Origin of the sequence: uncultured Paracoccus sp. (assembly GCF_947496875.1) — a bacterium.
Taxonomy (GTDB): Bacteria; Pseudomonadota; Alphaproteobacteria; order Rhodobacterales; family Rhodobacteraceae; genus Paracoccus.
The window spans coordinates 130662-155094 of the sequence record NZ_CANMEH010000005.1; the positions used below are offsets into that span (position 1 = coordinate 130662).

Below are 24433 nucleotides of genomic sequence, written 5' to 3' on the forward strand. Positions count from 1 at the left end.
ATCCAGGGGCCCGCCTCTGACCGGAGGCGGGCCTGCTTCACCCGGGAGGAGCCGGCGCCATGACCAATGCCACCGAGGAGAGCCTGCCGCCGGGGACGCCCCCGATCGCGGCGGCGGTGCCGGCGACGGCACAGGATCCCGGCCACCACTTGCGCACGCCGGACCCCGAACCGCCGCCGCGGCCCGCCGGCCTGGCCCGTGCCGCGACCTATCTGCTGGGCGGGATCGGGGTGCTGCTGGCGATCAACCAGGTGTTCCTGCTGGACGGGCTGGGGCTCGGGTTCCAGCCGCTCGGCAACTCGTATCTGTACTATCTCATCGGCATCTTCCTTGCCGCGGCGTTCCTGACCATTCCGGCGCGGGCCGCCGATGCCGGGCGGGTGCGCTGGTATGACTGGCTGTTCGGCGCGATCGCGCTGGGGCCGGCGCTGTATCTGGGCTGGAACGGCCTGAACATCATTCAGCAGGGGTGGGAATACGCGGCCCCCCTGTCGGCGCAGATCGCCGCCGCCCTGATGCTGATCGCGGTGCTGGAAGGCGTGCGGCGGGCGGGCGGCCCGATCCTGCTGGCGACCGCGGTGCTGTTCGGCTCCTACCCGCTGTTCGCGGATTACATGCCAGGCTTTCTGTGGGGCACCTCGTTCGACCTGGCGGGCACCATCCGGGCGCATATCCTGGGCGTCGAAAGCGTCATCGGCATCCCCATGCAGGTGGTCGCCGAACTGGTGATCGGGTTCGTGATCTTCGGGTCGGTGCTGACCATCACCAAGGGCAGCGATTTCTTCATGGACCTCGCCGCCGCACTGCTGGGCCACACGCGGGGCGGGCCGGCCAAGGTCGCGGTGATGGGATCGGGGATCCTGGGCTCGCTGTCCGGCAGCGTCATTTCCAACATCCTGACCAGTGCGCCGTTCACGGTCCCGACGATGCGGCGGGCCGGCTATCCCGCGACCTATGCCGCGGCGATCGAGGCCTGTGCGTCGACGGGCGCGACGCTGATGCCGCCGGTGATGGGAACGGTGGCGTTCATCATGGCCTCGTTCCTTGGCGTCGCCTATGCCGATGTCGCGACCGCGGCGTTCCTGCCGGCCCTGCTGTTCTATGTCGCGCTGCTGCTGCAGGTCGACATGTATGCGGCGCGCAACGGACTGCGCGGCATGGCGCGGGACGAGATCCCCTCGGTCGGGTCCACCCTGATGGAAGGGTGGCCCTATCTGCTGGGGCTGGTGGTGCTGATCTACGTGCTGATGGGGCTGCGGATGGAAACCTATTCGCCCTACGCCGCCTCGGTCACGATGCTGGTCGCCACCGCCTTCAACCGCCACACCCGGCTGACCTGGACGCGGGCCAAGCTGCTGCTGATGGACATCGCCAAGAACATCGCGTCGCTGGTGGCGGTGCTGGCCGGGATCGGCCTGGTCGTGGGCGGGCTGTCCTATACCGGCGTGGCCGGCGCGTTCTCGCGCGAGCTGCTGCTGTATGCGGGTGGCAGCATCCCGTTGATGCTGATGGCCGGCGCGATCACCAGCTTTGTCCTCGGCATGGGGATGACGGTCAGCGCCTGCTACATCTTCCTGTCGATCTTGCTGGCGCCGGCGCTGATCGACGCCGGGCTGAACCCGCTGGGCAGCCACCTGTTCATCCTGTACTGGGGGATGCTGTCCTACATCACGCCGCCGGTGGCGCTGGCGTCGATCACCGCGGCGAACATCGCCGGGTCCAACCCGATCCGCACCGGGTTCTATTCCATGCGGCTGGGCGGCACGCTGTTCATCCTGCCGTTCATCTTCATCTACGACCCGGCGCTGATCATGGCGGGGAGCTGGGCCGAGATCGTCAAGGCGGTCGGGATTGCAGGGATCGCCATCCTGGCGCTGACCGCGGCCTTCGAAGGCTATCTGTACGGGGTGGGCCGGCTGGGCATGGTCACCCGGGTGATGCTGGGCGTGGCCGGTGCGCTGACGATCATTCCCGAAACCTACAGCGACATCGCCGGGCTGGCGCTGATGGCGGTGGCCATCGGGATCGCGCTGGTCGCCGCGCGCCGGACACAGAAGGTGACCCCATGATCGACAAGCGTGTGCCCGATCTGTCCGCGGCGGTCGCCCCGATCCATGACGGGGCGGCGGTGATGATCGGCGGGTTCGGCAGTTCGGGCATCCCGATGGGGCTGATCCACGCCCTGCTGGACAGGGGCGCCCGCGGACTGACGGTGATTTCGAACAACGCCGGCGCGGGCGAGGTCGGCATTTCGGCCCTGCTGCGCGAGGGGCTGGTCAGCAAGGTGGTCTGTTCCTACCCCCGGACCCCCGGCTCGATCTGGTTCGAGCGCCGCTACGAGGCCGGCGAGGTCGAGCTGGAGGTGGTTCCGCAGGGCACCCTGGCCGAGCGCATCCGCGCGGCGGGGGCCGGGCTGGGCGGGTTCCTGACCCCCACCGCCTATGGAACCCTGCTGGCTGAGGGCAAGGAGACGCGGGTGATCGATGGGATCGGTTATGTGCTGGAGCCGCCGCTCCCCGCCGATTTCGCCCTCGTCCGGGGCGAGGCCGGCGACCGCTGGGGGAACGTCCGCTATCACGCGACGGCGCGCAACTTCAATCCGGTGATGGCCATGGCGGCGCGGCACACGATCGCCGAGGTCCGGACCCTGTCCGACACGCCGCTTGACCCGCACAGCGTCGTCACGCCGGGGATCTTCGTGCACGCCATCGTCGAACATGGGGAACGGCCATGATGCGGCTGACCGAGGACCAGATCGCCGCGCGGCTCGCCGCCGACATTCCCGACAGCGCCTATGTCAACCTGGGGATCGGCCTGCCGAACAGGGTGGCGCAGCACGTTCCCGAGGGGCGCGAGGTGTTCTATCAGACCGAGAACGGCCTGCTGGGGGTCGGCCCCGCCCCGCTGCCGGGGCAGGAGGATCCGGAACTGATCGACGCCAGCAAGAAGCTGGTGACGACGCTGCCCGGCGCCGCCTTCTTCGATCAGGCCGAGTCGTTCGCGATCATGCGCGGCGGGCATCTGAACATCGCGGTGTTGGGCGCCTATCAGGTGGCCCAGAACGGCGATCTGGCGAACTGGGCGACGCTGGACGACAAGCATCCGCCGGCGGTCGGCGGGGCCATGGATCTTGTGGCCGGGGTGCCACAGATCCTGGTGATCATGCGCCACACCGACCGGGCGGGCGAACCCAAGCTGCTGGAACGCTGCACCTATCCGCTGACCGGTGCCGGTGTCGTCAACCGGGTCTATACGGATCTGGGCGTCTTTGCGGTCACCCCGGACGGATTCCGCGTGGTCGAACTTGCCGCGGGCAACAGCCTGGACGAGGTGCAGGCGGAGACCGGCGCCCGGCTGCTGGCCTGACCCACGGGACGGGCAGGTCCGGTCGGGCCGATCACGGGGCGGCCGATCGGGGCGATCCGGATCAGATCACGCCCATCGCTACCGCCAACGCCATGCCGGCGGTCCACATGACCAGCGAGGACAGGCAGTAAAGCCCGTTCCAGCGGAATCCGACGGTGGACGGGGACCGCCCGATCAGCGCGCCGGCATAGGCGACCGTGGTGATGAACGGGGTGAACCCCATCACGCAGGACCAGGCGCCGGCCAGCGACAGCGCCGCGGCGGGCAAGCTGAGCCCCGGCAGATGCAGCTGGGCGACCACCGAGCCGATCACCGAGGCGCTGATGATCGGGTTGATGCCCACGGTTGCCAGCACGAACAGCGACAGGTTCAGCAGCGCCACCATCTGCCAGGCCGGCATCGCCAGTGCGACGACCAGGTCCTGGACCCGGTCGAGCGGGATCAGTTCCAGCGCCAGCACCGACAGCAGCCCGGCCGAGGCGAACACCCCGATCTCGCCCGCGGCCAGCGGAAACCGTCGCACCGTGGCGGCCAGGGTGCGCCGCATCGCGCCCGCCGATCCGCCGGGCTGATGGCGGCCGGTCCGGGCGGCCCAGATCAGGCTGTATCCGGGGACGGCGATCAGCAGCGCCTGCTGAAAGTCCCAGCCGATGGCGAAATGCAGCAGGAACACCAGCCCGCCTAGCATCACGACATGCCCGATCAGGATCAGGACGCCGGTCCGGTCGGCAGGCTCGGTCGGGGGCGGCTGCAGGGTTCCGGGGGCGACCCTGGGTCCGGTCAGCCAGTCGAGGAACCATCCCCAGAGCAGGAACAGCATCGCCACGCCCAGGCCGCGCGGCCCGACCTGGGCGTAGGTCAGCCCCGGCATGGCCAGCAGCAGGGCGTTCATCCCGAACCCGAAGGGCGACCACATCGGGATCAGGACGAACCCGCGCAGCGTCGCCACCGTCATCCGGCGCAGCTTCCACTCGCGCTGGCGCTCGGTCAGCTGAACGTCCGGGCGGTCGAGCGATCCCCGCGCCATTTCCAGCAGCAGCGCCAGCCCGCCCAGGTTGATCAGCAGCCCGAAGACGTGGCCGCCGAAATTCATCGCTAGATAGCGGCGCCCCGGCGGCTGGGCGGTCAGGAATCGTCCGGCGCGGGCGATCTCCGGCGCGTCCGACGCGACGACGCGCAGGATCCCCAGCAGCGCCAGCAGCGATGACAGGAAGGCCATCCTGTTCACCGCCTCAATCAGCGTCGCGCTGTCGGTGCCGCGAATCCCGGCGATCAGCAGCAGCACTGCGGACAGCACGATCGGCACCCAGGTCGCCACCGTGAACTGCCGCCAGGTCAGTACGAAATACAGCGCCAGCGCGACCGCGGCCACCACGCTGAGGGGCGCGGCGGTCACCAGGATCTGGGCGATCGAGATCGCGATCACCGTCAGCAGGCACAGCTGCGCGACCAGATTGCCCAGGTTGCGGGCGGCGGGGGGTGACATGATGCCCGGTCAGATCGGGTCCCAGCTGAACACGTCGCCCGACCGGTCGAGCGGGGTCATCCCGGCCCGCAGGGCAGGCAGCGCGCGTTCGGCGATCGTTTCGGGGGTCCAGCCGCCATCCGCATGGACGCTGCGGACGGGACGGGGCTGGCCGAACAGGAACAGTTCGTTCAGTCGCGCGGCAAAGATCTGCCCGGTTACTTCGCGTGCCGCATCGGACGCCAGGAACACCGCCAGCGGCGCGTTCGTTTCCGGGGTCATCCGCTTCATCCGCTCGACCCGCGCCTGTTCCTCGGGGGTGCTGGCGGGGATTGAATCCGTCATCCGGCTCCACGCGAAGGGGGCGATGCAGTTCGAGCGCACGTTGTAGCGTTTCATGTCCAGCGCGATGGACTTCGACAGTGCCGCGATGCCCAGCTTCGCCGCGGAATAGTTCGCCTGCCCGAAATTGCCGATCAGCCCCGAGGCCGAGGTCATGTGGACGAAGGCGCCGCTTTCCTGAGCGCGGAACGGTTCGGCGGCGGCCCGACTGACGTAGAAGCTGCCGTTCAGATGGACGTCGATCACCGATTTCCAGTCGCCCGGGTCCATCTTGTGGAAGATCGCGTCGCGCAGGATGCCGGCGTTGTTCACGACGGCGTCGACCCGGCCGAAGCTGTCAAGCGCGCATTGCACGATCTTGCGGGCGCTGTCCCAGTCGGACACGCTGTCGGTGCTGATCGCGGCCTGTCCGCCGGCGGATTCGATCAGGCTGCGGGTTTCCTCGGCCGGGCTGGACGATCCGCCCTCGCCGCCCAGCGAGACGCCGATGTCGTTGATCACCACTCGCGCCCCGGCGCGGGCCATGGCCAGCGCGATGCCCCGGCCGATGCCGCCGCCCGCGCCGGTGACGATCACCACCTTGTCCCGCAATCCCAGATCGATGCTCATGATTGTTCCTTTCACCGGATGCTGTCGCGCAGGCCCGGCACCTGCCTGGCTGCGATGGTCTTCTGATACTCGGAGGCGCCGCCATCGGTCGAATGGGGACGTGCCTGGATGAAGGCGCTGGGCGGGTCCAGCGACGGGGCGCCGGGCAGCGGATCGACCGGCGCGGCATGCGGGCCGGCCCGGTCGACGATGTGATCGGTGGCGCGCGGGCAAAGGGTCGACCGGTTGATCGTCAGCATCGACACGCCGAGCTCCGGCCCATCGCCGCGCGGAGGCCGCCCTGCCGGGATGCCATGCCGGCGGCAGTGTCGATCAGCAGCGGCCGCTGGTTTGGCCGGTCAGGATGGTCCATCAGCCGTCCCCCGCCGCGACCTCGAACCGGCCATTGGCGATCACCACCACGTCACGTTCGACCACCCGGGTGCGGAACGATCCGTCCCGCCAGATCTCTGTCCGCAGCGTTTCGCCCGGGTAGACGGGCGCCGTAAAGCGGGCATCGAGGGTGCGAAACCGGCCCGCATTCCCACCGGCAAGGGTCCGGAGCAGCGCCTGCGCGGCGACCCCCAGTGTGCACAGGCCATGCAGGATCGGGCGCTCGAACCCGGCGCGGGCCGCAACGGCGGGGTTCAGGTGCAACGGGTTGTCGTCGCAGTTCCACCTGTACCACAGCGCCTGTTCGGGCCGGGTGGGGATCTCGATCGCGATGTCGGGCGGGGTGTCCGGCAGCTGGTGAACCTGCTTTGGCTCTGCATTCGTGCCGCCGCAGCCGCCATCCCCGCGCAGGAAGGTGGTGCTGCGCGTCGTGGCCAGCAGCGTGCCGGTGTCGGCGTCGACCAGGTCCTTTTCGGAATACATCAGCGCGCCCTTGCCGGCGCCCTTGTCGATCAGCCCGGTCACCCGGGTGCGCCCGATCACGGTGCCGGCAGGGGGCAGGGGCGCGTGCAGGGTCATGCCCTGCTCGCCATGCAGCACCCGGGTGGCATCGACCCCGGTGCGGGGGTCGGCCAGCCAGAACCCCGGATGCCCCAGCACCAGCGCCATTGTCGGGAACGCCACGATCTCGTCCAGACCGCCGGCAAAGCGCAGCTGGTCGGTGTCCAGCGGATCCTGGCCCAGGCCGATCGACAGCGCGTAGAACGCGACCTCACGGTGGCCATAGCCCTGCCGTTGCTCGGGGATCTCGAAGTTCAGGAGGGTCTGCGGGTCAAGCGGCATCGGCGGCCTCGTCCAGTTCGATGACGGCGTCCAGCGCCCAGGCGCCCTGGCCCTGCGGCATCACCAGCACCGGGTTCAGGTCGACCGAGACCAGGCGCGGCCCGGCCGACGCGGCAAAGACCGACAGCCGGGACAGCATCTCGGCCAACGCGTCGAGGTCCGCGGGCGGGCGGCCGCGGGCGCCCTGCAGGATCGCCGCGCCGCGGATCGCGCCGATCATCTCGCGTGCCTCGGCGACGCCGAACGGGCAGGGGCGGATCACCACGTCCTTCAGCACCTCGACGAAGATCCCGCCCAGGCCGAAGGCCGCCATCGGACCGAAGGTCGGGTCGCGGCTGATCCCCATGAAGCATTCCGTGCCACCCGTGATCTGGCGCGCGACCAGCACGCCGGACAGCCGCGCGTCGGGTGCCGCTGCCGCGACGGCGTCCCGGATGGCGTGATGCGCCTCCTCGGCTTCGGCGGCGCTGCCGATCCCCAGCCGCACCCCGCCGATGTCGGATTTGTGGAGGATGTCGGCGGACAGGATCTTCATCACCACGGGAAAGCCCAGCCGCGCCGCCGCCGCCCCGGCCTCTGCTGCCGTCTGGACGACCGCCTCCGGCGCGGCGTTGATGCCTGCGGCCGCAAGGATCGTCTTCGCCTCGTGCTCGTCAGGCTGTGCCGGTGGCAGGGCCGGCGCGGCGGGCAGCGGTGGGGCCTCGACCGCCGGCTGCGCCAGCATGTCGCCCACGCGGCCCATCGCGGCCAGCGCCCGGACGCAGCGGCTGGGGTCCTGGAACACCAGGAATCCCGCATCCTCGTAGCTGCGGATCACGTCGGGCGGGCCGATGACGCACAGGGCCAGCAGCCGGTCCGGAAAATCCGACCGCAGCGGCGCCAGCGTGTCCAGCAGCACGGGGGCCAGATCCTTGCCGCCCGCGACATAGGTCATGAAGCAGGCCACCGACCGGTATCCGCCATCCTGCAGCGCCGCTCGCATGAAGCGTTCGAACAGGGTCGGGTCGTTCAGCGCCTGGGCGGTGCAGTCCAGCGGGTTGACCGGCGACGAGATCGGCAGCAGCGCCTTGAGCCTCGCCTGCGCGTCGGCGGGCATCGGCGGCATCGGCAGGCCGAGCTGCTCTGCCTCGTCCGAGGCGATGATCCCGGCGCCACCCGACACGGTGATGAACCCCATGCTGTTGCCGACGGGATAGATTCGGTGATGCGCCGTATAGGCATAGTCCATCATCTGGTCGGTATCCTCGACTCGGATCACCCCGTGCCGGGCAAGCACCGCCGACACCACCGCATCATCGCCGGTCAGCGATGCGGTGTGCGAGGCCGCGGCATGGGCGCCAAGTTCGCTGCGGCCGGCCTTGAGCAGGAAGATCGGCTTGCCGTTCGCGCGCGCCAGGTCGGCCGCGGCGATCAGCCCGGCGGGGTCGTTGATCCCTTCCATATAGGCGCAGATCACCTCGACCTGGTCGGACCCGGCCATCCACCGGATCGCGTCCGCCACCGTTACGTCAGCCTCGTTCCCGGTCGAGACGAGCATCGACACGCCGAGCCCCCGGTCGCGGGCGACCGCGCCCAGATGGGCCCCATAGGCGCCGGACTGGCTGGCGATGCCGATATTGCCGTCGCGCGGAAACCCGGTGTCCAGCGACGACGAGAAGGTCCCGTAATAGGCCAGCCGGGTGTTGTAGACGCCGAGGCTGTTCGGCCCCAGCATCCGCATGCCGTGCCGGCGGGTGATCTCCAGCAGCCGGTCCTGCGCGGCGCGCCCCGCCTCGCCGGTTTCGGCGAACCCGGCGGTGAACAGCGTGACGGCCCGGCAGCCGCGCTGGCCCAGTGCCTCGACCGCGTCGAGGGCGCCGGCCGCCGGAACCGCGACGATGGCGGCGTCCGGCGTTTCGGGCAGGTCGGCGACCGAGGGATGGCAGGCCAGACCCTGGATTCGGTCCCGGTTCGGGTTCACCGGCAGGATGCGCCCGCGATAGCCCGCCCGCAGCATGGCGTCGATCGGGCGGCCGCCGATCCGCAGACGGTCCGCGGACGCGCCGATGATCGCGACGCTTTCGGGGGCAAGCAGCGCCGTCAATCCGCGGTCGTCGGATGCGGATGGCCCGCTCACAGCGCGGCCTCGGATCCAAGAAACGCCGTCACCTGGCTGGACAGGGTGCCGCCATTGCCGTGCAGCAGGGCAATGTCGCAGCGATCCAGCTGCCGGTCCCCCGCGTCGCCACGGATCTGGGTGACGGCCTCGGCGATCAGGAACATGCCGTACATGCCCGGATGCACGCAGGACAGGCCGCCGCCGTTGGTGTTGACCGCCAGGTCGCCGCCGGGTGCGATCCGGCCCCCCTGGACGAAGCGCCCGCCCTCGCCCTTGGGGCAGAAGCCGAGATCCTCGAGGAACAGCACGGTGTTGATGGTGAACGCGTCATACAGCATCACCAGATCGACATCGGCATGGGTCAGCCCGGCCATGTCGAAGGCGCGGGGACCGCTGTCGGACGCGGCGGTGACGGTCAGATCCGGCATGGCCACGATCGACCGGTGCCAGTTCGCCCCCGCGGCACCCAGGAAATAGGCGGGCCTGGTCGGGAAGTCGGCGACCCGGTCCGCGCGCACCATGATGCAGGCGGCGGCCCCGTCGGTCACCAGGCAGCAGTCGCCGGCGGTCAGCGGGTCGGACACCATCCGCGTCGACAGCACGTCCTCGCGCGTCAGCGGGCCGCGGGCGAAGGCCTGGGGGTTCAGGTTGGCCCACTCCCGCGCCGCGACGGCGACGTCGGCCAGCTGTTCGCGGGTGGTCCCGTACTGGTGCATGTGCCGGCTGGTGGCCAGCGCATAGGCGGTGATCGGGTGCCGCGGCCGGTAGGGGGTTTCGTGCCACTGGGGCTCGGACATCGACACCAGCCGGCCGCCCGCGGTGCGCTGGTTCGAGCCGTAGCAGATCAGGGCCACGTCACACAGCCCCGCCTGCAGCGCCAGCGAGGCCTGCAGCAGGTGCATCTCGAAGCTGGAGCCGCCGACATTGGTGCTGTCGAAGAATTTCGGCCGCAGGCCCAGATATTCCACGACACTCATCGACGGAAAGGCATGGCTGCTGGTCGCGGCGAACACGGCGTCGATATCGGAGAGTTTCAGCCCGCAATCGTCCAGCGCCGCCATGCTGGCCTGGGCCAGCAGTTCCATCGCCGAAAAGCCCGGCGCCTCGCCCACCCCGGCAGTGGCCATGCCCACGATGGCAGTCTTTCCCCGCAGCGGATGAGCCATCACGCGCCCTCCTTCCGGGCAGGCGCGTCGTCCGTGGCGACCGGGTCGAACACCACCCGCGTCGTTTCGCCGACCGTCTCGATTCGGGCACGGACGGGGGTGCCGATCGGAACCGTCTCGACCGCGGGCAGGGTGGTCATCATGCGCGGCCCCTCGGCCAGATCGACCAGCGCGACGTTGTAGGCGCCCTGGCGCGACCGATTGACGGTGATGGCGTAGACGACGCCGTCGCCGCTGGCCGGAACCCACTCCAGGTCCATGGCGCCGGACGGGGCCGCGACCCTTGGCCAGAACACGTGTTCGCCGGTGCTGCGCGACCGCTGGATCATGAACCGGCCCTGCGCCAGAAACGCCTCGAACCGCGCCTGGGGGCCACCCTCCACTGCCTTGTCGTCGGTCATGCCATGTGTCCTGCCGGTTGCTGCGTGCGGGCGCATGATCCCGCGCCCGCACCCGGCAGGCCAATGCATGTTCGCAATTTCATGCATATCGGTCCGGCATAGGTCGGATCATCAGGTAGCCGGCCGTATCGGAGAAGAGGGCGAAGGCGTCATGGTCTGCCTTCGCGCCGCGGTGTCCGCCACGCCTGACGGTCACCGGACCAGCAGCACCGGCAGCTGCGCCTCGCGCAGGATCGCGGTCGTGGTGGAGCCGATCATCAGGGTCCTGATGCGGGAATGGCCATAGGCGCCCATCACCAGGACGTCCGACCCGGACTTCTCCAGATGCCGCAGCAGGGCGCGTTCGGGCTGGGTGCGGTCGGCTGCCGTCCCGATCACCCGTGGCGTGGCATCGATGCCGGCGGCCGCCAGGATCCGCTGCGGTTCGTTCAGCGATGACTGCGCCTCGGGTCCGCCCACCGTGACCAGATCCGTGCTCAGCCCCCGATAGGCGGGGAGCTGCGCGACCCGGTCCACGGCCCGGCGCGCGGACGGGCCGCCGTCCCAGGCGATGGTGACCCGTTCGATCGGCCGGGTCCGGCGCGGCGCCATCAGCACCGGCAGGCGGCTGGCCCGGACGATCCGTTCGAAGTTCGACCCCAGATGCCCCTGCGCCCGTTCCGCCGTCTCGCCGCGCTTGCCGATGACGATCAGGCCCAGCTCGGACTCCTGCGCGGCGACAGTGTCCAGCAGATCGCCCTGGCGCAGCTGGGCGGTGATCCGGGTGACACCGGCGCGTTTCAGCAGGTCGGTCGCATCGTCCAGGATCGCCCGGCCCTGCGTCATGGCCAGCCTCGCCCGCTGCTCATCCAGTTCGGACAGCTCGTTCAGCAGGGCGGTGCGGGCACCCAGCCGGATGGCGCCCGACAAATCCGGTTTCGGCGGTGTCCGGCCCGGCAGCACGTGCAGCAGTCGCACCGGCGCGTCGTTGCGGGTCGCAGCCCAGGCGGTCATGTCCAGCACCGGGCCGGAGAACTCGGACCCGTCGATCATCGCGATGATGGTGTTGGTTGTCATCGGATCGCTCCCTTCCTCAATGCGCGGTCAAGCTGTCCAGGGCGCCCGGCTTGTCATGGATCGCCAGCCGGTCGACCAGCGTTTCCGAGGCCTCGTTCATGCCGGTGATGTCCACCTCGGCCCCGTCGCGGCGGAATTTCAGCACCGCCATGTCCAGCGCCTGCACTGACGAAATGTCCCAGATATGCGCCCGGCTGACGTCGATCGTCACCCGCTCGACGGCCTCGCGGAAGTCGAAGCTGCGCATGAAATCCTCGACCGAGGCGTAGAACAGCTGGCCCTCGACCACATAGGTTCGGTGGCGCCCGTCCTCGCTGATCGTCGAGGTGACCCGGAACAGCTGCGCGATCTTGGCGGCAAAGAAGATGCCCGACAGCAGCACGCCGACCAGGACGCCGATGGCCAGGTTGTGGGTGTAGACGACGGTGACGACGGTCGCCAGCATCACCACCGAGGATGACAGCGGATGCGTCCGCATGTTGCCCAGCGACGACCACGAAAACGTCCCCACCGACACCATGATCATGATCGCGACCAGCGCGGCCATCGGGATGATCCGGACGAGATCGGACAGGAACACGACCAGGATCAGCAGCACCAGTCCCGCCGTAAAGGTGGACAGCCGGCCGCGGCCGCCGGATTTCACGTTGATGATCGATTGACCGATCATCGCGCAGCCCGCCATGCCGCCGATGAACCCGGTTGCGGTGTTCGCGATGCCCTGGCCGATGCATTCCTGGTTGCGGTCGGAGGGGGTGTCGGTCAGTTCGTCCACGATGTTCTGCGTCATCAGGCTTTCCAGCAGCCCGACGACGGCGACCGCGACGGAATACGGCAGGATGATCGCCAGTGTCTCCGGGTTCAGCGGGATGTCCGGGATCAGGAACACCGGCAGCGTGTCGGGCAGGGCGCCCATGTCGCCCACGCTGCGCACGTCCCACCCGGTCGCCCAGACCAGCACGGTCAGCACGATGATGGTGACCAGCGGCGACGGGATGGTGCGGGTCAGCATCGGGAACAGGTAGATGATCGCCAGTCCGGCGCCGACCAGCGCGTAGGTCAGCACCCCGACCCGCGACGGATCGAGTTCCGGCAACTGCGCCATGAAGATCAGGATCGCCAGCGCGTTCACGAAGCCGGTCATTACCGATTTCGACACGAAGCGCATGAACCGCCCCAGCCGCAGCAGCCCCGCGCCGATCTGGATCAGTCCCGCAAGGACGGTGGCGGCCAGCAGGTATTCCAGCCCGTGATCGCGGACGAGGGTGACCATCAGCACGGCCGTGGCCGCGGTGGCGGCGGAAATCATGCCGGGCCGGCCGCCCAGGAACGCGGTCAGCACGGCAATGGAAAAGCTGGCATAGAGCCCGACCTTGGGATCGACCCCGGCGATGATGGAAAAGGCGATCGCCTCGGGGATCAGGGCGAGCGCGACAACCAGCCCCGACAGCAGATCGGCGCGGATGTTGCCGAACCATTCCTCGCGGTAGTTCTGTGAGATTATCATGTGGCGTCCATTGGCGGCGCCCCGGGGCGCCGTCTTGCGGATCTTGCGTGATCGATTTGTCCGGCGGATCGGCGGCCGGAAGAGCCACCCGGGAATCGCACCCGGGTCCTGACGAATTCGGAGCCTCGTAGCCGCACCGGGTGGCGTTGCCAACCCGGTGCGCTGGATGCTTGCTGCAGGTCCGCGCGGGTCCGGTGCGCTGCGGCCGCACCAACACGCCGCCGCCGCGGGAATCCGGCGCTTCCGAGGGCTGCGGTTCAGTGCGTTCAGCGTGGTCGGGGCGAGAGGATTCGAACCTCCGGCCTACGGTACCCAAAACCGTCGCGCTACCAGGCTGCGCCACGCCCCGACGCGGCTCTTGTAACCGCGGCTGGCCGGGGGGGAAAGGGGGCCTGTACGCTGCCGCCTGCACGCTGCGCGGCAGCCTGCGTCGGCTCAGGGGCAGGGTGCGGCGGCGATGTGCTGGGGCAGGCGGGGATGGCGGAGGATCGATCCGGTGGTCAGCCCCAGCCGCGCCGCCTCTCCGCCGCCGATTTCCAGCACCATCAGCCGTTCCGGGCTTGGATCGTCCTCGGTCGCGCCGGGTATCGACGTCAGATCATGCGGCCGTGCATTCGGATGGATGTGCCGGACGCGGCCCGCCGCGTCGATGAACAGCAGATCCAGCGGGATCAGGGTGTTCTTCATCCAGAAGGCGACCTGCTGGGGCGAGGAATAGATGAACAGCATTCCCTGTCCCGGCGGCAGGGATGTCCGGTGCATCAGCCCGCGCGCGCGCTCGTCCGCGTCGTCGGCGATCTCGACCCGGACCGGGATCTCGCCACTTTCCGAGACCAGGATCGCGACATCTTCCTGACAGGACAATGCGCCTGATGATCCGGCGTGGACCGTCCCGCCGACGGGCAGCGCCAGGGCCAGAGCAAGCGTCAGGGGGCGCAACATTGCGGACCTGAAACCCATGCCGAACCGACGGTCAGCCCTGGGCCGCGAGCGGAACCCTGCAGCGGGGCAGGGGCGCTGCGGGCTCGGCGCGCGCCCGTCGCGCGCCGCGGTTCCAGTCGTCGGGCAGCGCGTATTCGTCGGCCAGGGACATGGCGCCGGCCCCGTTCGGGTGCTCCATGCTGCCCCGTGGTCCGTTCCCGCCATCGCCCAGGCCATCGTCCTCGGTGGCGCGGTCCCAGCTGAACAGCTGCGCCGCCATCAGGCCGCGGCGGCCATCGACCACACGCATGCCGATCGCCTCCCCCTGGATCAGGTCGGCGAACCCGCAATGGCGGACCACCTCGATATGCAGGAACACGTCGTCGCGCCTGCCGAAGACATTGGCAAACCCGAACCCCTTGGCCCGGTCGAACCACTTGACCCGTGCGGGCAGGGGGGGCAGCTGCATCAGCTCGGCCGTGGACAGGTTGCACAGATCGGCGATCGGCGGGGCGGACATGTCCGATCCGGTGTCGATCGACACCACGCGGGTGGCCTGGCGGCCGCGGTCTGTCTCGGCAACCTCGACCACCACCCGGGTGCCTTCGGCCAGCGATCCCTGACCGAACTTGCGCACCACATTGCCGTGGACCAGCACGTCCTGACCGCCCGCGTCATCCACGAGAAACCCGAAGCCGCGGCCGGGGTCGAACCACTTCATGTGGCCAACCACGACGCGCCCATCGTCCAGCGGCTGTTCCAGTACCGTGCCCATCGGCCCTTTCCCCGTGTTCCGCGTCCCTGTCCTGTCCCGGAAAGACGCGGATCTGTCTGCTTCAACGCAGAGTCTTTCGCCGATCTTACGACTCATCCATGCAGCACACCAGCCTGCAGGCGAACTGGACGTGATTTTACCCGTCAGGGGCTGAGTCGGACCACATCCCAATGCTCGCCGGTGCGGGTCCAGCGGAACCGGTCGTGCAGGCGGAATGCGCCATCCGCCCAGAACTCGATCTGGACCGGGGTGATCCGGAACCCGCCCCAGAACGGCGGGCGCGACGGGTTCAACCCGTGAACCATCCCCTGCCGCGCGGCCTCGGCAACCAGCGCCGCGCGACTGTCCAGCGGCTGGCTTTGCCGGCTGGCCCACGCCCCGATCCGGGACTGCAGCGCCCGGCTGGCGTAATAGGCATCGGCCTGGGGCCCATCCTCGCGGGTGACCGTGCCCCGGACCCGGATCTGCCGGCGCAGGGATTTCCAGTGCAGGACCAATGCCGCCATGCCGGTCCCGGCGATCTGCACGCCCTTGGCGCTGTCGTAGTTGGTATAGAACACGAAGGCGGCGGGCTCGATGTCCTTCAGCAGGACCATCCGGACATCCGGCATCCCCTGGGGGTCCACCGTCGCAAGCGCCATGGCGTTCGGATCGTTGGGTTCGCTGGCCTCCGCCTCGGCCAGCCACGCCCGCGCCAGCACGAAGGGGTCGTCGCCGGCAAAGATCCCGGTGCGGTCCGCTGCTGCGCGCTCGGTCATGCTTGCTGCCCCGCCGGCTTTGCCCTAATCCTCACCAACGGTTGAACACACGAGGAAACGGACATGTCAAGCGGTGCCACGACGGGCCTGATGGCGGGAAAGCGCGGCCTGATCATGGGGCTGGCCAATGACAAGTCGATCGCCTGGGGCATCGCTCGAACCCTGGCGCAGCACGGCGCGGAACTGGCGTTCTCGTACCAGGGCGAGGCGCTGAAAAAACGGGTCGGGCCGCTGGCGGAACAGCTCGGATCGTCCCTGGTGCTGCCCTGCGACGTGGCCGACATGCAGTCGGTCGATGACCTGTTCGCGGCGCTGGAACGCGAATGGGGCAGGCTGGACTTCATCGTTCACGCGATCGGCTTTTCCGACAAGGACGAGTTGCGCGGCCGCTATGTCGACACGACCCGCGACAACTTCCTGCGCACGATGGACATCTCGGTCTATTCCTTCACCGCCGTCACCCAGCGGGCGGCCCGGATGATGCCCGAAGGGGGCAGCGTCCTGACGATGACCTATTACGGGTCCGAACGGGTCATGCCGCATTACAACGTGATGGGCGTGGCCAAGGCCGCGCTGGAGGCGTCGGTCCGGTATCTGGCCGAGGATCTGGGAAAGGACCGGATCCGCGTCAACGCGATCAGCGCCGGGCCGATCAAGACCCTGGCGGCCTCGGGCATCGGGGATTTCCGCTATATCCTCAAGTGGAACGAGCTGAATTCGCCGCTGCGCCGCAACACCAACCTGGACGACGTGGGCAAGTCTGCCCTGTATCTGCTGTCGGACCTCGGGTCGGGCGTCACCGGCGAGGTGCATCACGTCGATTCAGGGTATCATGTCGTCGGGATGAAGGCCGTGGACGCGCCCGACATCGACGCGGTGGTGAACCGCAAGGCCGCCGAATGACGGGTGCGGCGGGGCGGTCCGTCGGCCTGCGGTGATGGACGCCGTCACGTTTCCACAGCTGCTGCTGTTCGTCGGCACGCTGGCGCTGGCGATCCTGTCGCCGGGGCCCGCGATCATCGCCGCCAGCCGCTCGGCCGCGGCGCGGGGGCGGCGGGCGTCGATGCCCTATGCGATCGGACTCGCGCTCGGTGCCTCGCTGTGGTGCCTGTTCGCGCTGTTCGGGCTGACGATCCTGTTCCGGCTGGTGCCGTCGCTGTATGTCGGGCTGAAGATCCTCGGCGGGCTGTATCTGGTCTGGATCGCCGTGCAGATGGTGCGCCAGGCCGCCGATCCGCTGGCGATGGAGGGCGAGACCGTTACCGGCCCCGGTTTCGGGCAAGGCGTGGCGCTGAACCTGTCGAACCCCAAGCCGGCGCTGTTCTATGCCGGGGTGATCCTGTCGATCTTTCCCGCGCTGCACGGCGTCGCCGCCGCCGTCATCTATCTGGTCGCGCTGGCGGTCGAGCTGGCCTTCTATGCCGGGGTCACCGTCCTGATGGCCACCGGTCCCGTCCGTCGCGCCTATCTGCGCGCCGGCGTGTGGATCGACCGGATCGCCGGGGCGCTGATCGGCGCGCTCGGCCTGTCGCTTGTCCTTCGCCCCTGAGGTCTTCCATGGTCCGTCCGTCTCTCGAACAGCGCCTGCCCCATGAGCGCGGCTTTCACGTCAGCTGGGATCAGCTGCACCGCGACGCGCGGGCGCTGGCGTGGCGGCTGCAGGACAAGGCGCCGGTGGGCGGCGGCGAATGGCGGGCGGTCGTGGCCATCACCCGCGGCGGCATGGTGCCCGCAATGATCGTGGCGCGGGAACTGGACATCCGCACCATCGACACGATCAGCGTCAAATCCTATCGCAAGGGCGAACAGGGTGACGTGGTGGTGCTGAAATCGCCCGACGCCCAGATGATGGGCGACGGCGAAGGGGTCCTGGTCGTCGACGATCTGGTCGACAGCGGCCGTACCCTGGAACTGGTGCGGCAGATGTACCCCCGCGCCCATTTCGCCACCGTCTATGCCAAGCCCAAGGGCCAGCCGATGGTCCAGACCTACATCACCGAGGTCAGCCAGGACACCTGGATATTCTTTCCGTGGGACATGGCCCTGCAGTATGTCGAACCCTATCGCGGCACTGACTGATCTGTGTTCCCGGGCGGTCGGGCGACGCCGGGACAAGGCCGCGGGATCAGGCTAGACGATGCGCCAGAACCGGCCCGGTCACGGGTGGGAAAATGCGGGGACCCCCAGATCATGAAGGACTTCGAACTGCTGCCGGGACGCAATTGCTGGCGGGCGGAACGGACGAACCGGTTTTCGCTGATCATCGACGCCCAGGATTATTTCCGCGCCCTGCGCGAGGTCCTGATCGACGCCCATGACCAGGTCCTGATGATCGGCTGGGATTTCGATTTCGAGATCGAGATGCTGCCCGGCGAAAGCGACGAAGAGGGATTGGCCCCGGACGGGTTGCCGAACCAGATCGGCCCGTTCTTCGACGCGCTGGCCGACCGCAAGCCGCAGCTGGACATCTATCTGCTGAAGTGGAGCGGGGGTGCCCTGATCGCGCCCGGGCGGCTTATCCCCAGCCTGCGGATCAAGCTGCTCAGCCCCGATCAGGTGCACCTCGCCTTCGACGGGCGCCACCCGATCGGCGCCTGCCACCACCAGAAGATCGTCGTGGTGGACGACCGGCTGGCCTTCTGCGGGGGGATCGACGTCACCGACGGGCGCTGGGACAGCCGCGGCCACCTGCCGGGTGATCCCCGCCGCAAGCTGAAATCGGGGGTCGAGGCGCAGCCTTGGCATGACGCGGCGGCGGTGTTCGACGGCGCTGCGGCCAAGGCGATGGGTGAACTGGCCCGGATGCGCTGGCACCGCGCCAATGACGAGGAACTGCCGCCAGCGCGGGACCCGGGCGTCGATCTGTGGCCCGACAGCATCCGGCCCGATTTTGCCGACATCGGCGTCGGCATTTCCCGGACCGAGCCGCCGGGCAGCGACAAACCCCCGATCGCCGAGATCGAGACCCTGTATCTGGACGGCATCGCCAGTGCCCGGGACGCGATCTACATGGAATCGCAATACTTCTCCGCCGGCAGCATCGTGCGCGCCATCGCCGCGCGGCTGTCCGAGCGGCACGGGCCCGAGGTCGTCGTGATCAATCCGCGCGCAGCCCAGGGGGCCGTCGAGGATCGGGCGATGCACGTGATCCGCAGCCGCGCGATCCGCTATCTGTCCCGCCACGACCCCCATGACCGGTTCCGGATCCTGTATCCCGTCAACGAGGCCGGCGAACCGATCTATGTCCATGCCAAGCTTCTGATCGTCGACGACCGGCTGCTGCGGGTCGGGTCCAGCAACATCGATCGCCGCTCGATGGGGTTCGACACCGAGGCGGACGTGTCGCTGGTGGCGTCCCGGGCCGAGGATCGCGCCTGCATCCGGCGCATCCGTGCCGGGCTGATCGGCGAACACCTGGACCAGTCGCCGGAAACGGTCGAGGCTGCCTTGTCCCGCCGCGGCAGCATGGTCCGCACCATCGACGCCCTGAACGAAAGGCGGGGCCGCGGACTGAAGCCGGTTCCTCGCCGCCGGGAAACCCTGATCAACAGGTTGTTTGCCGACACGAAGCTGTTCGATCCGCGCTATCGCCGCAGCGCTCGCGATCGGCTGGGCCTGACCGGCCGGCATCTGATGATCGGCGCCGGTGTCGTCGGCCTGACCGCCGGATTGCTGGTATTCAGCCGACGCGGGGCACGCGCCGACCGGAATCCGCAGGACTGATCGGCCGGTCCCGCAGCTGCCCGCCATGCCCATTGACAGGCCGGGTCCGGAACGGCTAAGTGCCCGCATCCAAGTTCCGGCATCTGCCGCCGGATGAAAAGGGAACGCGCAAGGGCCATCGGCCCGATCCGCGGCTGCCCCCGCAACTGTAAGCGGTGAGCGGCGCCGACATGCCACTGGGGCAACATGCCCCGGGAAGGCCGGCGCCGCGCTGATCCGCCAGCCAGGAGACCTGCTTGGACACCACCCTTTCCCTGGTGCGGGGCGCGCCAAGGAAGCGGCGTGCCGCAGCGGTGATTTCACTGTCTGCGGGCCGATTGCCCCGGACCAGATCAAACCGGCAGGGCTTCGCCCCTGCCTTGTTCGAAGGGACACGGGGATCATGGATCAATCGCATCAAGCCCCTGCCACACGGCGCCTGCTGGCGCTGACCGTCACCATCGTGCTGCCCGTCGGGGCCGGCCCCGGCGCCGCGCAGGAGCCGGTGGTGCTGGATCCACTGGTGATCTCGGGCGGGTTCGCACCGATTCCGGCGGCCGCCTATGGCCGCGCCACCACCACCCTGCACGGCGAGGATCTGCGCGAACGCGGCATCCTGACGGTCCAGGACGCGCTGCGGGGCGTTCCCGGCCTGTCGGTCAGTTCGTCGGGGACCAGCAACACGCTGGTCCGGATCCGCGGGGCCGAGGCGAACCACACGCTGATCCTGATCGACGGGATCGAGGCGTCGGCCGGTGACGGGCAATATGCGCTGAGCGGGATCGACACGGCCACGGTCGACCGCATCGAGGTTCTGCGCGGCCCGCAATCGGTGTTCTACGGGGCCGATGCGGCCGCCGGGGTCGTCAACATCATCACCACCCGCGAGGGCGGAGGCCGGGCCGGGGTCGAGATCGGCAACGGCGTCGCGGGCTGGCTGTCGACGGGCATCGACGGGCCGCGCGGGGGGCTGTCGCTGTCCTATTCCGGCCGCGATGATCGCGGCTATGACGTGTCCGGCGACGGCGGCGAGGAGGATGGCATCCGCCGCCACGGGCTGTCGCTGGCGGGGGACGCGCGGCTGACCGACGGTCTGCGCGCCGGGTTCCTCCTGCGCCTGGCCGAGGAACGCTATGACTACGACCTGACCTCCTTCAACGCCGCGACCGCGGACGAGTATCTCGTCGACGGCCCGGGGGAAGGCGAACGGGACGAACGCGCGGCGGAGACGTTCCTGGAATACGACGCGATGGACGGGCGGGTGCTGCACCGCCTGGCCTACCAGGAAACCCGGCTGGACCTGGCACAGGACGACGATCCGGCCATCGAGGCCCGCACCCGCGCCCTGAAATACCGCGCGACAATCGGGCTGGACGGGCCGGCAGAGGATGCGGACCGGACGCTGAGCCTCGCGCTGGACCACCGCCGGGACGAGAACAGCCTGTCGCCCGACAACCGCCGGCGCAACAATTCGGTCGCGCTGGAATATCGTGCCGCCCTGCCCAGCGGCATCGACCTGCAGCTGGGGCTGCGTCACGACGACAACTCGGTCTTTGCATCCACCACCACCTATGCGGCCGCGATCTCGTGGCAACCGCCCGGCAGCCCGTACCGCCTGCACGCGTCGGCCGGGACCGGCAGCGTCAATCCCGACTATTTCGAACTGCTGGGTGGCTATGGTCTGGTCGGCAATCCCGACCTGCGCCCCGAACAGAACCGCAGCTTCGACATCGGCGTCGAGGCTGGCTTTGCCGCGGGGCGCGGGCTGATCGACGTCACCTATTTCAACGAGCGTCTCGAAGACGAGATCGCCTTTTCGGGGGTGGTGCTGGCGGACGGCACGAACTTCTCCAACGACGCGGGCACCAGCCGTCGCGAGGGGGTCGAGATCGCAGCCCGCTATGACCTGTCGGACGATCTGACCGTCGCCGGTGCGTATACCTATCTGGATGCCAGCAATGCCGATGGCAGCGTGGAGCTGCGCCGGCCGCGGCACGAACTGGCGCTGAACGCCCGGCTGCGGGTGGCCGAGGGGCGCGGGGTGCTGGCGGCCGATCTGAAGCACGTGCGCGGCAATTTCGACGCGCAGTATTTCGGCAACTATGCCGTTGCAGAATTGCCGGACTACACGGTGGTCGGCGTGGCGGGCAGCTATGACCTGACCGACACCGTCCGCGCCACCGCACGGATCACCAACCTGCTCGACGACGATCACGTCGATGTCTGGGGCTATGCTGGCGAGGGACGGACCGCCTGGGTCGGCCTGCAGACAAGGTGGTAGGATGCTGACCGCTGGGCGGGGGCGCGCGGTCCTGCTGCGGTATGCCGCCGCGCTCGCATCCGTTCTCCTCGCAGCGGTCCCTGCCGCGCCGACGCGCGCAGATCTGCCACAGTCTGCCGCGGCCCCGCGCCGGGTCGTGTCGATCAACCTGTGCACCGACCAGCTGGCGATGACGCTGGCGTCGCCCGGTCAGTTGATCTCGGTCTCGGCGCTGGCGCGCGATCCCGGCAGCTCGCTGATGGCCGACGAGGCTGCGGCGTTTCCGGTCAACCACAGCCGTGCGGAAGAGGTTTACCTGCTGCGCCCCGACCTGGTGCTGGCGAGCAGCTTTACCAGCCCGGCGACGCTGGCGATGCTGCGCCGGCTGGACGTTCCGGTGATGGTGCAGGCGCCGGCGACGTCCCTGGCCGAGGTGCGCGAGTCCATCGTCGCGATGGGCGTCGCGCTGGGCCAGCAGGACCGCGCGGCCGTGCTGGCCCGGCGGTTCGACGAGGCGCTGGGCATCCTGCGGATGCCGGTCGATCCGGCCGCGCCACTCGCCGCCACATGGCAGGCGAACGGCTATGTCACCGGCACCGCAACCCTGTCGGCCGATGTCCTGCAGGCGGCCGGGTTCGACCTGCTGGCCCGCAAGCTCGGGCTGCAGTTCGGCGGCAGCCTGCCGCTGGAGACGCTGCTGCTGGCCGATCCCGACCTCCTGGTCACCGACCCGCCGGCGCGGGGGTCGGCCCGGGCGGATGACGTGGTGCGCCATCCGGCCCTGGCCCACGCCCGCGCAACGCGGGTCGAGGTGCCCGGCCGCGACTGGGTCTGCGGCCTGCCGCAGGTTCTGGACGTCGTCGCCCGGCTGCGCGACCTGCGGATCGCCGGACCGTGACACGCGGGGCCATGACACCCGGGGCCTTGCTGCCGGCTCTGAGCATTGCCTGCGCGCTGCTGTTCATGGCGTCGGTGCTGACGGGTCCGGCCGCCCTGGGCATTGGCGACAGCCTGCGTGCGCTGATCGCGGGCGGCGAGGGGCCGCTGCCCCTGATCATGCGCGAGATCCGGTTGCCCCGCGCGCTGCTGGCCGTTCTGGTGGGGGCCAGTCTGGGGCTGTCCGGGGCCGCGGTGCAGGGTCTGCTGCGAAACCCGCTGGCGGAACCCGGGCTGATCGGCGTCAGCTCGTCGGCGGCACTGGGTGCGGTGCTGGCCATCCAGACTGGCGCCGCCGCGACATTTGCGCTGATGCTGCCGCTTGCGGGGCTTGCGGGTGCGGCGGCCGGCGCGACGCTGGTCCTGCTGCTGGCCGGGCGCGGCGGCTATGGCCGGGGCGACAATTTCGCGCTGATCCTGGCCGGCATCGCGGTGTCATCGCTTGGCGGGGCGCTGACCTCGCTGGTGCTGAACCTGGCGCCGAACCCGTTCGCGGCAAGCGAGATCGTGTTCTGGATGATGGGATCGCTCGCCGATCGCAGCTGGCCCGATGTCTGGACCGCGCTGCCGCTGATGCTGCTGGGCTGGACCGTCCTGATGCTGTCGGCCGGGGATCTGGACGCGCTGACCCTGGGCGAGGATGCGGCCGCGTCGCTGGGCGTCGACCTGCCGGGCTTGCGGCTGCGCGTCATCCTTGGGGTGGCGGCCTCGGTCGGGGCGGCGACGTCCGTGGCGGGGGCGATCGGGTTCGTGGGGCTGGTGGTGCCGCATCTGTTGCGCCGCGCCGTCGGCGGGGTCCCCTCGCGGCTGCTGCCGGCGGCGGCGATCGGCGGGGCAGCGCTGGTGCTGGCCGCCGACATCGCGGTCCGCGTGATCCTTCCCGAACGCGACCTGAAGCTGGGGGTCATGACCGCCCTGGTCGGGGCGCCGGTTTTTCTGCACCTGATCCACCGGGTCCGGCGGGGCGCGTGAGACCCGCGGCGAGCCCCTCGGGCCTGGTGCTGTCCGGCCTGACCGTGCGGCGGGGTGAGGCGACAGTGCTGCGGGACGTGTCGCTGTCGGTGCCCGCGGGCCGCTTCGTGGCCCTGATCGGGCCGAACGGCGCCGGCAAGACGACGCTGCTGCGCGCGGCCATGGGCCTGATCCCGGCCCATGGTACCAGCAATCTCGCGCGGCTTCCTGCGGGGGCGCGGGCCCGGGCCGCCGCATTCCTGCCGCAGGGCCGGGATGTCGCGTGGCCCGTTCGGGTCGAGATGCTGGTCCGGCTGGGCCGGCGCCCGCATCCCGACCGGCGCGCCGATGATCGCGCGGTCGCCGCGGCGATGGAACGGCTGGAGCTGGGTGATCTGGGTGGCCGCATCGCCACCGAACTGTCGGGGGGCGAGCTTGCCCGGGTGCTGATCGCGCGGCTGCTGGCCCAGGACACCCCGGTGATCCTGGCCGACGAGCCGATCGCCGGACTGGACCCGGCCCACCAGTTCGGGGTGATGCAGGTCTTTGCCGATCTGGCGCGCGAGGGGCGGACGGTCGTCGTGTCGCTGCACGACCTGTCGCTGGCGGCGCGCTACTGTGATCGCCTGATCCTGCTGGACCGGGGCCGGCTGACGGCCGACGGACCCCCCGGCCAGGTGCTGACGCCCGAGCGGCTGAACGCGAGTTTCGGGATCGCTGGCGGCTTGCTGCCGTCGGCAGACGGGCCGGTGTTCGTCCCAGCGCCGCTGCACGGGTCCGGAACGGGCGGGTGACCGGCGGATAATGGCGCAGGACCGGCTTAAAGCGGCTACCTGCGGCCTGGCCGCCGCTGCCCGGCGAGCTTGAACTCCGGATGGCGGCACGGCCTCCTTGTCGGGCAGCAC

The 24433-nt window shown here is 69.5% G+C and carries 23 protein-coding genes, 1 tRNA gene, 1 riboswitch and 1 other annotated feature; of the genes, 11 read left to right on the plus strand and 13 right to left on the minus strand.

The annotated features are described in order from the left end of the window. Positions 1–59: 59 nt before the first annotated feature. From Q0938_RS08590 to Q0938_RS08600, 3 genes are read left to right on the plus strand one after another with little or no spacing between them, the layout of a single operon-like run. Complete coding sequence (locus Q0938_RS08590; protein ID WP_299360960.1) at positions 60–2069, plus strand: TRAP transporter fused permease subunit; 2010 nt, start codon at positions 60–62, stop codon at positions 2067–2069. Then, positions 2066–2734, plus strand: coding sequence for a 3-oxoacid CoA-transferase subunit A (locus Q0938_RS08595; RefSeq protein WP_366942739.1), 669 nt, complete (start codon positions 2066–2068; stop codon positions 2732–2734). The genes Q0938_RS08590 and Q0938_RS08595 overlap by 4 nt, the downstream gene beginning before the upstream one ends. Further along, on the plus strand, positions 2731–3366 hold the full coding sequence (locus Q0938_RS08600; protein WP_299360962.1) for a 3-oxoacid CoA-transferase subunit B: 636 nt from the start codon (positions 2731–2733) through the stop codon (positions 3364–3366). The genes Q0938_RS08595 and Q0938_RS08600 overlap by 4 nt, the downstream gene beginning before the upstream one ends. A 61-nt stretch (positions 3367–3427) precedes the next feature. Here Q0938_RS08600 and Q0938_RS08605 read toward each other — a convergent pair whose 3' ends face one another. From Q0938_RS08605 to pdxH, 13 genes are all read right to left on the minus strand, one after another. Beyond that, positions 3428–4852 (minus strand): hypothetical protein, encoded by a 1425-nt coding sequence (locus Q0938_RS08605; RefSeq protein ID WP_299360963.1) that lies wholly within the window; start codon positions 4850–4852, stop codon positions 3428–3430. A 9-nt stretch (positions 4853–4861) separates the two neighbouring features. After that, the gene (locus tag Q0938_RS08610) at positions 4862–5782 is read right to left on the minus strand and encodes an SDR family NAD(P)-dependent oxidoreductase (RefSeq protein ID WP_299360964.1); all 921 of its coding nucleotides are present in this window, start codon (positions 5780–5782) and stop codon (positions 4862–4864) included. A gap of 11 nt (positions 5783–5793) precedes the next feature. Then, a complete protein-coding gene (locus Q0938_RS08615) occupies positions 5794–6027 on the minus strand; it encodes a hypothetical protein (protein WP_299360966.1) in 234 nt (77 codons plus the stop codon). 106 nt (positions 6028–6133) lie between these two features. Then, positions 6134–6997 (minus strand): MaoC/PaaZ C-terminal domain-containing protein, encoded by an 864-nt coding sequence (locus tag Q0938_RS08620; protein ID WP_299360968.1) that lies wholly within the window; start codon positions 6995–6997, stop codon positions 6134–6136. Beyond that, a complete protein-coding gene (locus Q0938_RS08625; RefSeq protein ID WP_299360970.1) occupies positions 6987–9080 on the minus strand; it encodes an acetate--CoA ligase family protein in 2094 nt (697 codons plus the stop codon). The genes Q0938_RS08620 and Q0938_RS08625 overlap by 11 nt, the downstream gene beginning before the upstream one ends. A 29-nt stretch (positions 9081–9109) precedes the next feature. Then, positions 9110–10261: a thiolase gene (locus tag Q0938_RS08630; RefSeq protein WP_299360971.1), complete on the minus strand. Its 1152-nt coding sequence runs from the start codon at positions 10259–10261 to the stop codon at positions 9110–9112. Further along, positions 10261–10662: an OB-fold domain-containing protein gene (locus tag Q0938_RS08635; protein ID WP_299360973.1), complete on the minus strand. Its 402-nt coding sequence runs from the start codon at positions 10660–10662 to the stop codon at positions 10261–10263. Before Q0938_RS08635 ends, Q0938_RS08630 begins: the two co-directional genes overlap by 1 nt. Positions 10663–10854: 192 nt before the next feature. Then, complete coding sequence (locus tag Q0938_RS08640) at positions 10855–11718, minus strand: universal stress protein (protein ID WP_299360975.1); 864 nt, start codon at positions 11716–11718, stop codon at positions 10855–10857. 16 nt (positions 11719–11734) lie between these two features. Continuing rightward, positions 11735–13225, minus strand: coding sequence for a SulP family inorganic anion transporter (locus Q0938_RS08645; protein WP_299360976.1), 1491 nt, complete (start codon positions 13223–13225; stop codon positions 11735–11737). 54 nt (positions 13226–13279) lie between these two features. Then, positions 13280–13337 (minus strand) — a sequence feature (sul1 is cis-regulatory element that is thought to sense ions involved in sulfur or methionine metabolism; They are found in Alphaproteobacteria). A gap of 160 nt (positions 13338–13497) precedes the next feature. Beyond that, a tRNA-Pro gene (locus tag Q0938_RS08650) sits at positions 13498–13574 on the minus strand. Between the two features lie 86 nt (positions 13575–13660). Then, the gene (locus Q0938_RS08655; RefSeq protein ID WP_299360977.1) at positions 13661–14167 is read right to left on the minus strand and encodes a DUF192 domain-containing protein; all 507 of its coding nucleotides are present in this window, start codon (positions 14165–14167) and stop codon (positions 13661–13663) included. A 31-nt stretch (positions 14168–14198) separates the two neighbouring features. Beyond that, positions 14199–14921 carry a cold shock domain-containing protein gene (locus tag Q0938_RS08660; RefSeq protein ID WP_366942740.1) on the minus strand — a complete coding sequence of 241 codons (723 nt, stop codon included), beginning with the start codon at positions 14919–14921 and terminating at the stop codon, positions 14199–14201. Between the two features lie 143 nt (positions 14922–15064). After that, positions 15065–15679 (minus strand): pyridoxamine 5'-phosphate oxidase, encoded by a 615-nt coding sequence (pdxH, locus tag Q0938_RS08665; RefSeq protein WP_299360979.1) that lies wholly within the window; start codon positions 15677–15679, stop codon positions 15065–15067. Between the two features lie 63 nt (positions 15680–15742). Here pdxH and fabI point away from each other — a divergent pair, with 63 nt between their 5' ends. The 8 genes from fabI to Q0938_RS08705 all read left to right on the plus strand — a co-directional run bounded on the left by fabI (position 15743) and on the right by Q0938_RS08705 (position 24322). Continuing rightward, on the plus strand, positions 15743–16582 hold the full coding sequence (gene fabI / locus Q0938_RS08670; RefSeq protein WP_299360980.1) for an enoyl-ACP reductase FabI: 840 nt from the start codon (positions 15743–15745) through the stop codon (positions 16580–16582). Between the two features lie 34 nt (positions 16583–16616). Then, positions 16617–17228 (plus strand): LysE family translocator, encoded by a 612-nt coding sequence (locus tag Q0938_RS08675; RefSeq protein ID WP_299360982.1) that lies wholly within the window; start codon positions 16617–16619, stop codon positions 17226–17228. Between the two features lie 8 nt (positions 17229–17236). Further along, positions 17237–17758: a xanthine phosphoribosyltransferase gene (gene gpt / locus Q0938_RS08680; protein WP_299360987.1), complete on the plus strand. Its 522-nt coding sequence runs from the start codon at positions 17237–17239 to the stop codon at positions 17756–17758. A gap of 111 nt (positions 17759–17869) precedes the next feature. Then, entirely contained in the window at positions 17870–19402 is a 1533-nt protein-coding gene (locus Q0938_RS08685) for a phospholipase D-like domain-containing protein (protein ID WP_299360990.1), read from the plus strand. A 54-nt stretch (positions 19403–19456) separates the two neighbouring features. Further along, positions 19457–19657, plus strand: a riboswitch (cobalamin riboswitch). Between the two features lie 127 nt (positions 19658–19784). Next, positions 19785–21662: a TonB-dependent siderophore receptor gene (locus Q0938_RS08690; RefSeq protein ID WP_299360993.1), complete on the plus strand. Its 1878-nt coding sequence runs from the start codon at positions 19785–19787 to the stop codon at positions 21660–21662. A 1-nt stretch (position 21663) separates the two neighbouring features. Beyond that, complete coding sequence (locus Q0938_RS08695; protein WP_299360995.1) at positions 21664–22539, plus strand: ABC transporter substrate-binding protein; 876 nt, start codon at positions 21664–21666, stop codon at positions 22537–22539. Positions 22540–22550: 11 nt separating this feature from the next. Further along, positions 22551–23549: an iron ABC transporter permease gene (locus Q0938_RS08700; RefSeq protein ID WP_299360997.1), complete on the plus strand. Its 999-nt coding sequence runs from the start codon at positions 22551–22553 to the stop codon at positions 23547–23549. After that, positions 23546–24322: an ABC transporter ATP-binding protein gene (locus Q0938_RS08705; RefSeq protein WP_299361000.1), complete on the plus strand. Its 777-nt coding sequence runs from the start codon at positions 23546–23548 to the stop codon at positions 24320–24322. The genes Q0938_RS08700 and Q0938_RS08705 overlap by 4 nt, the downstream gene beginning before the upstream one ends. Positions 24323–24433 lie beyond the last annotated feature (111 nt).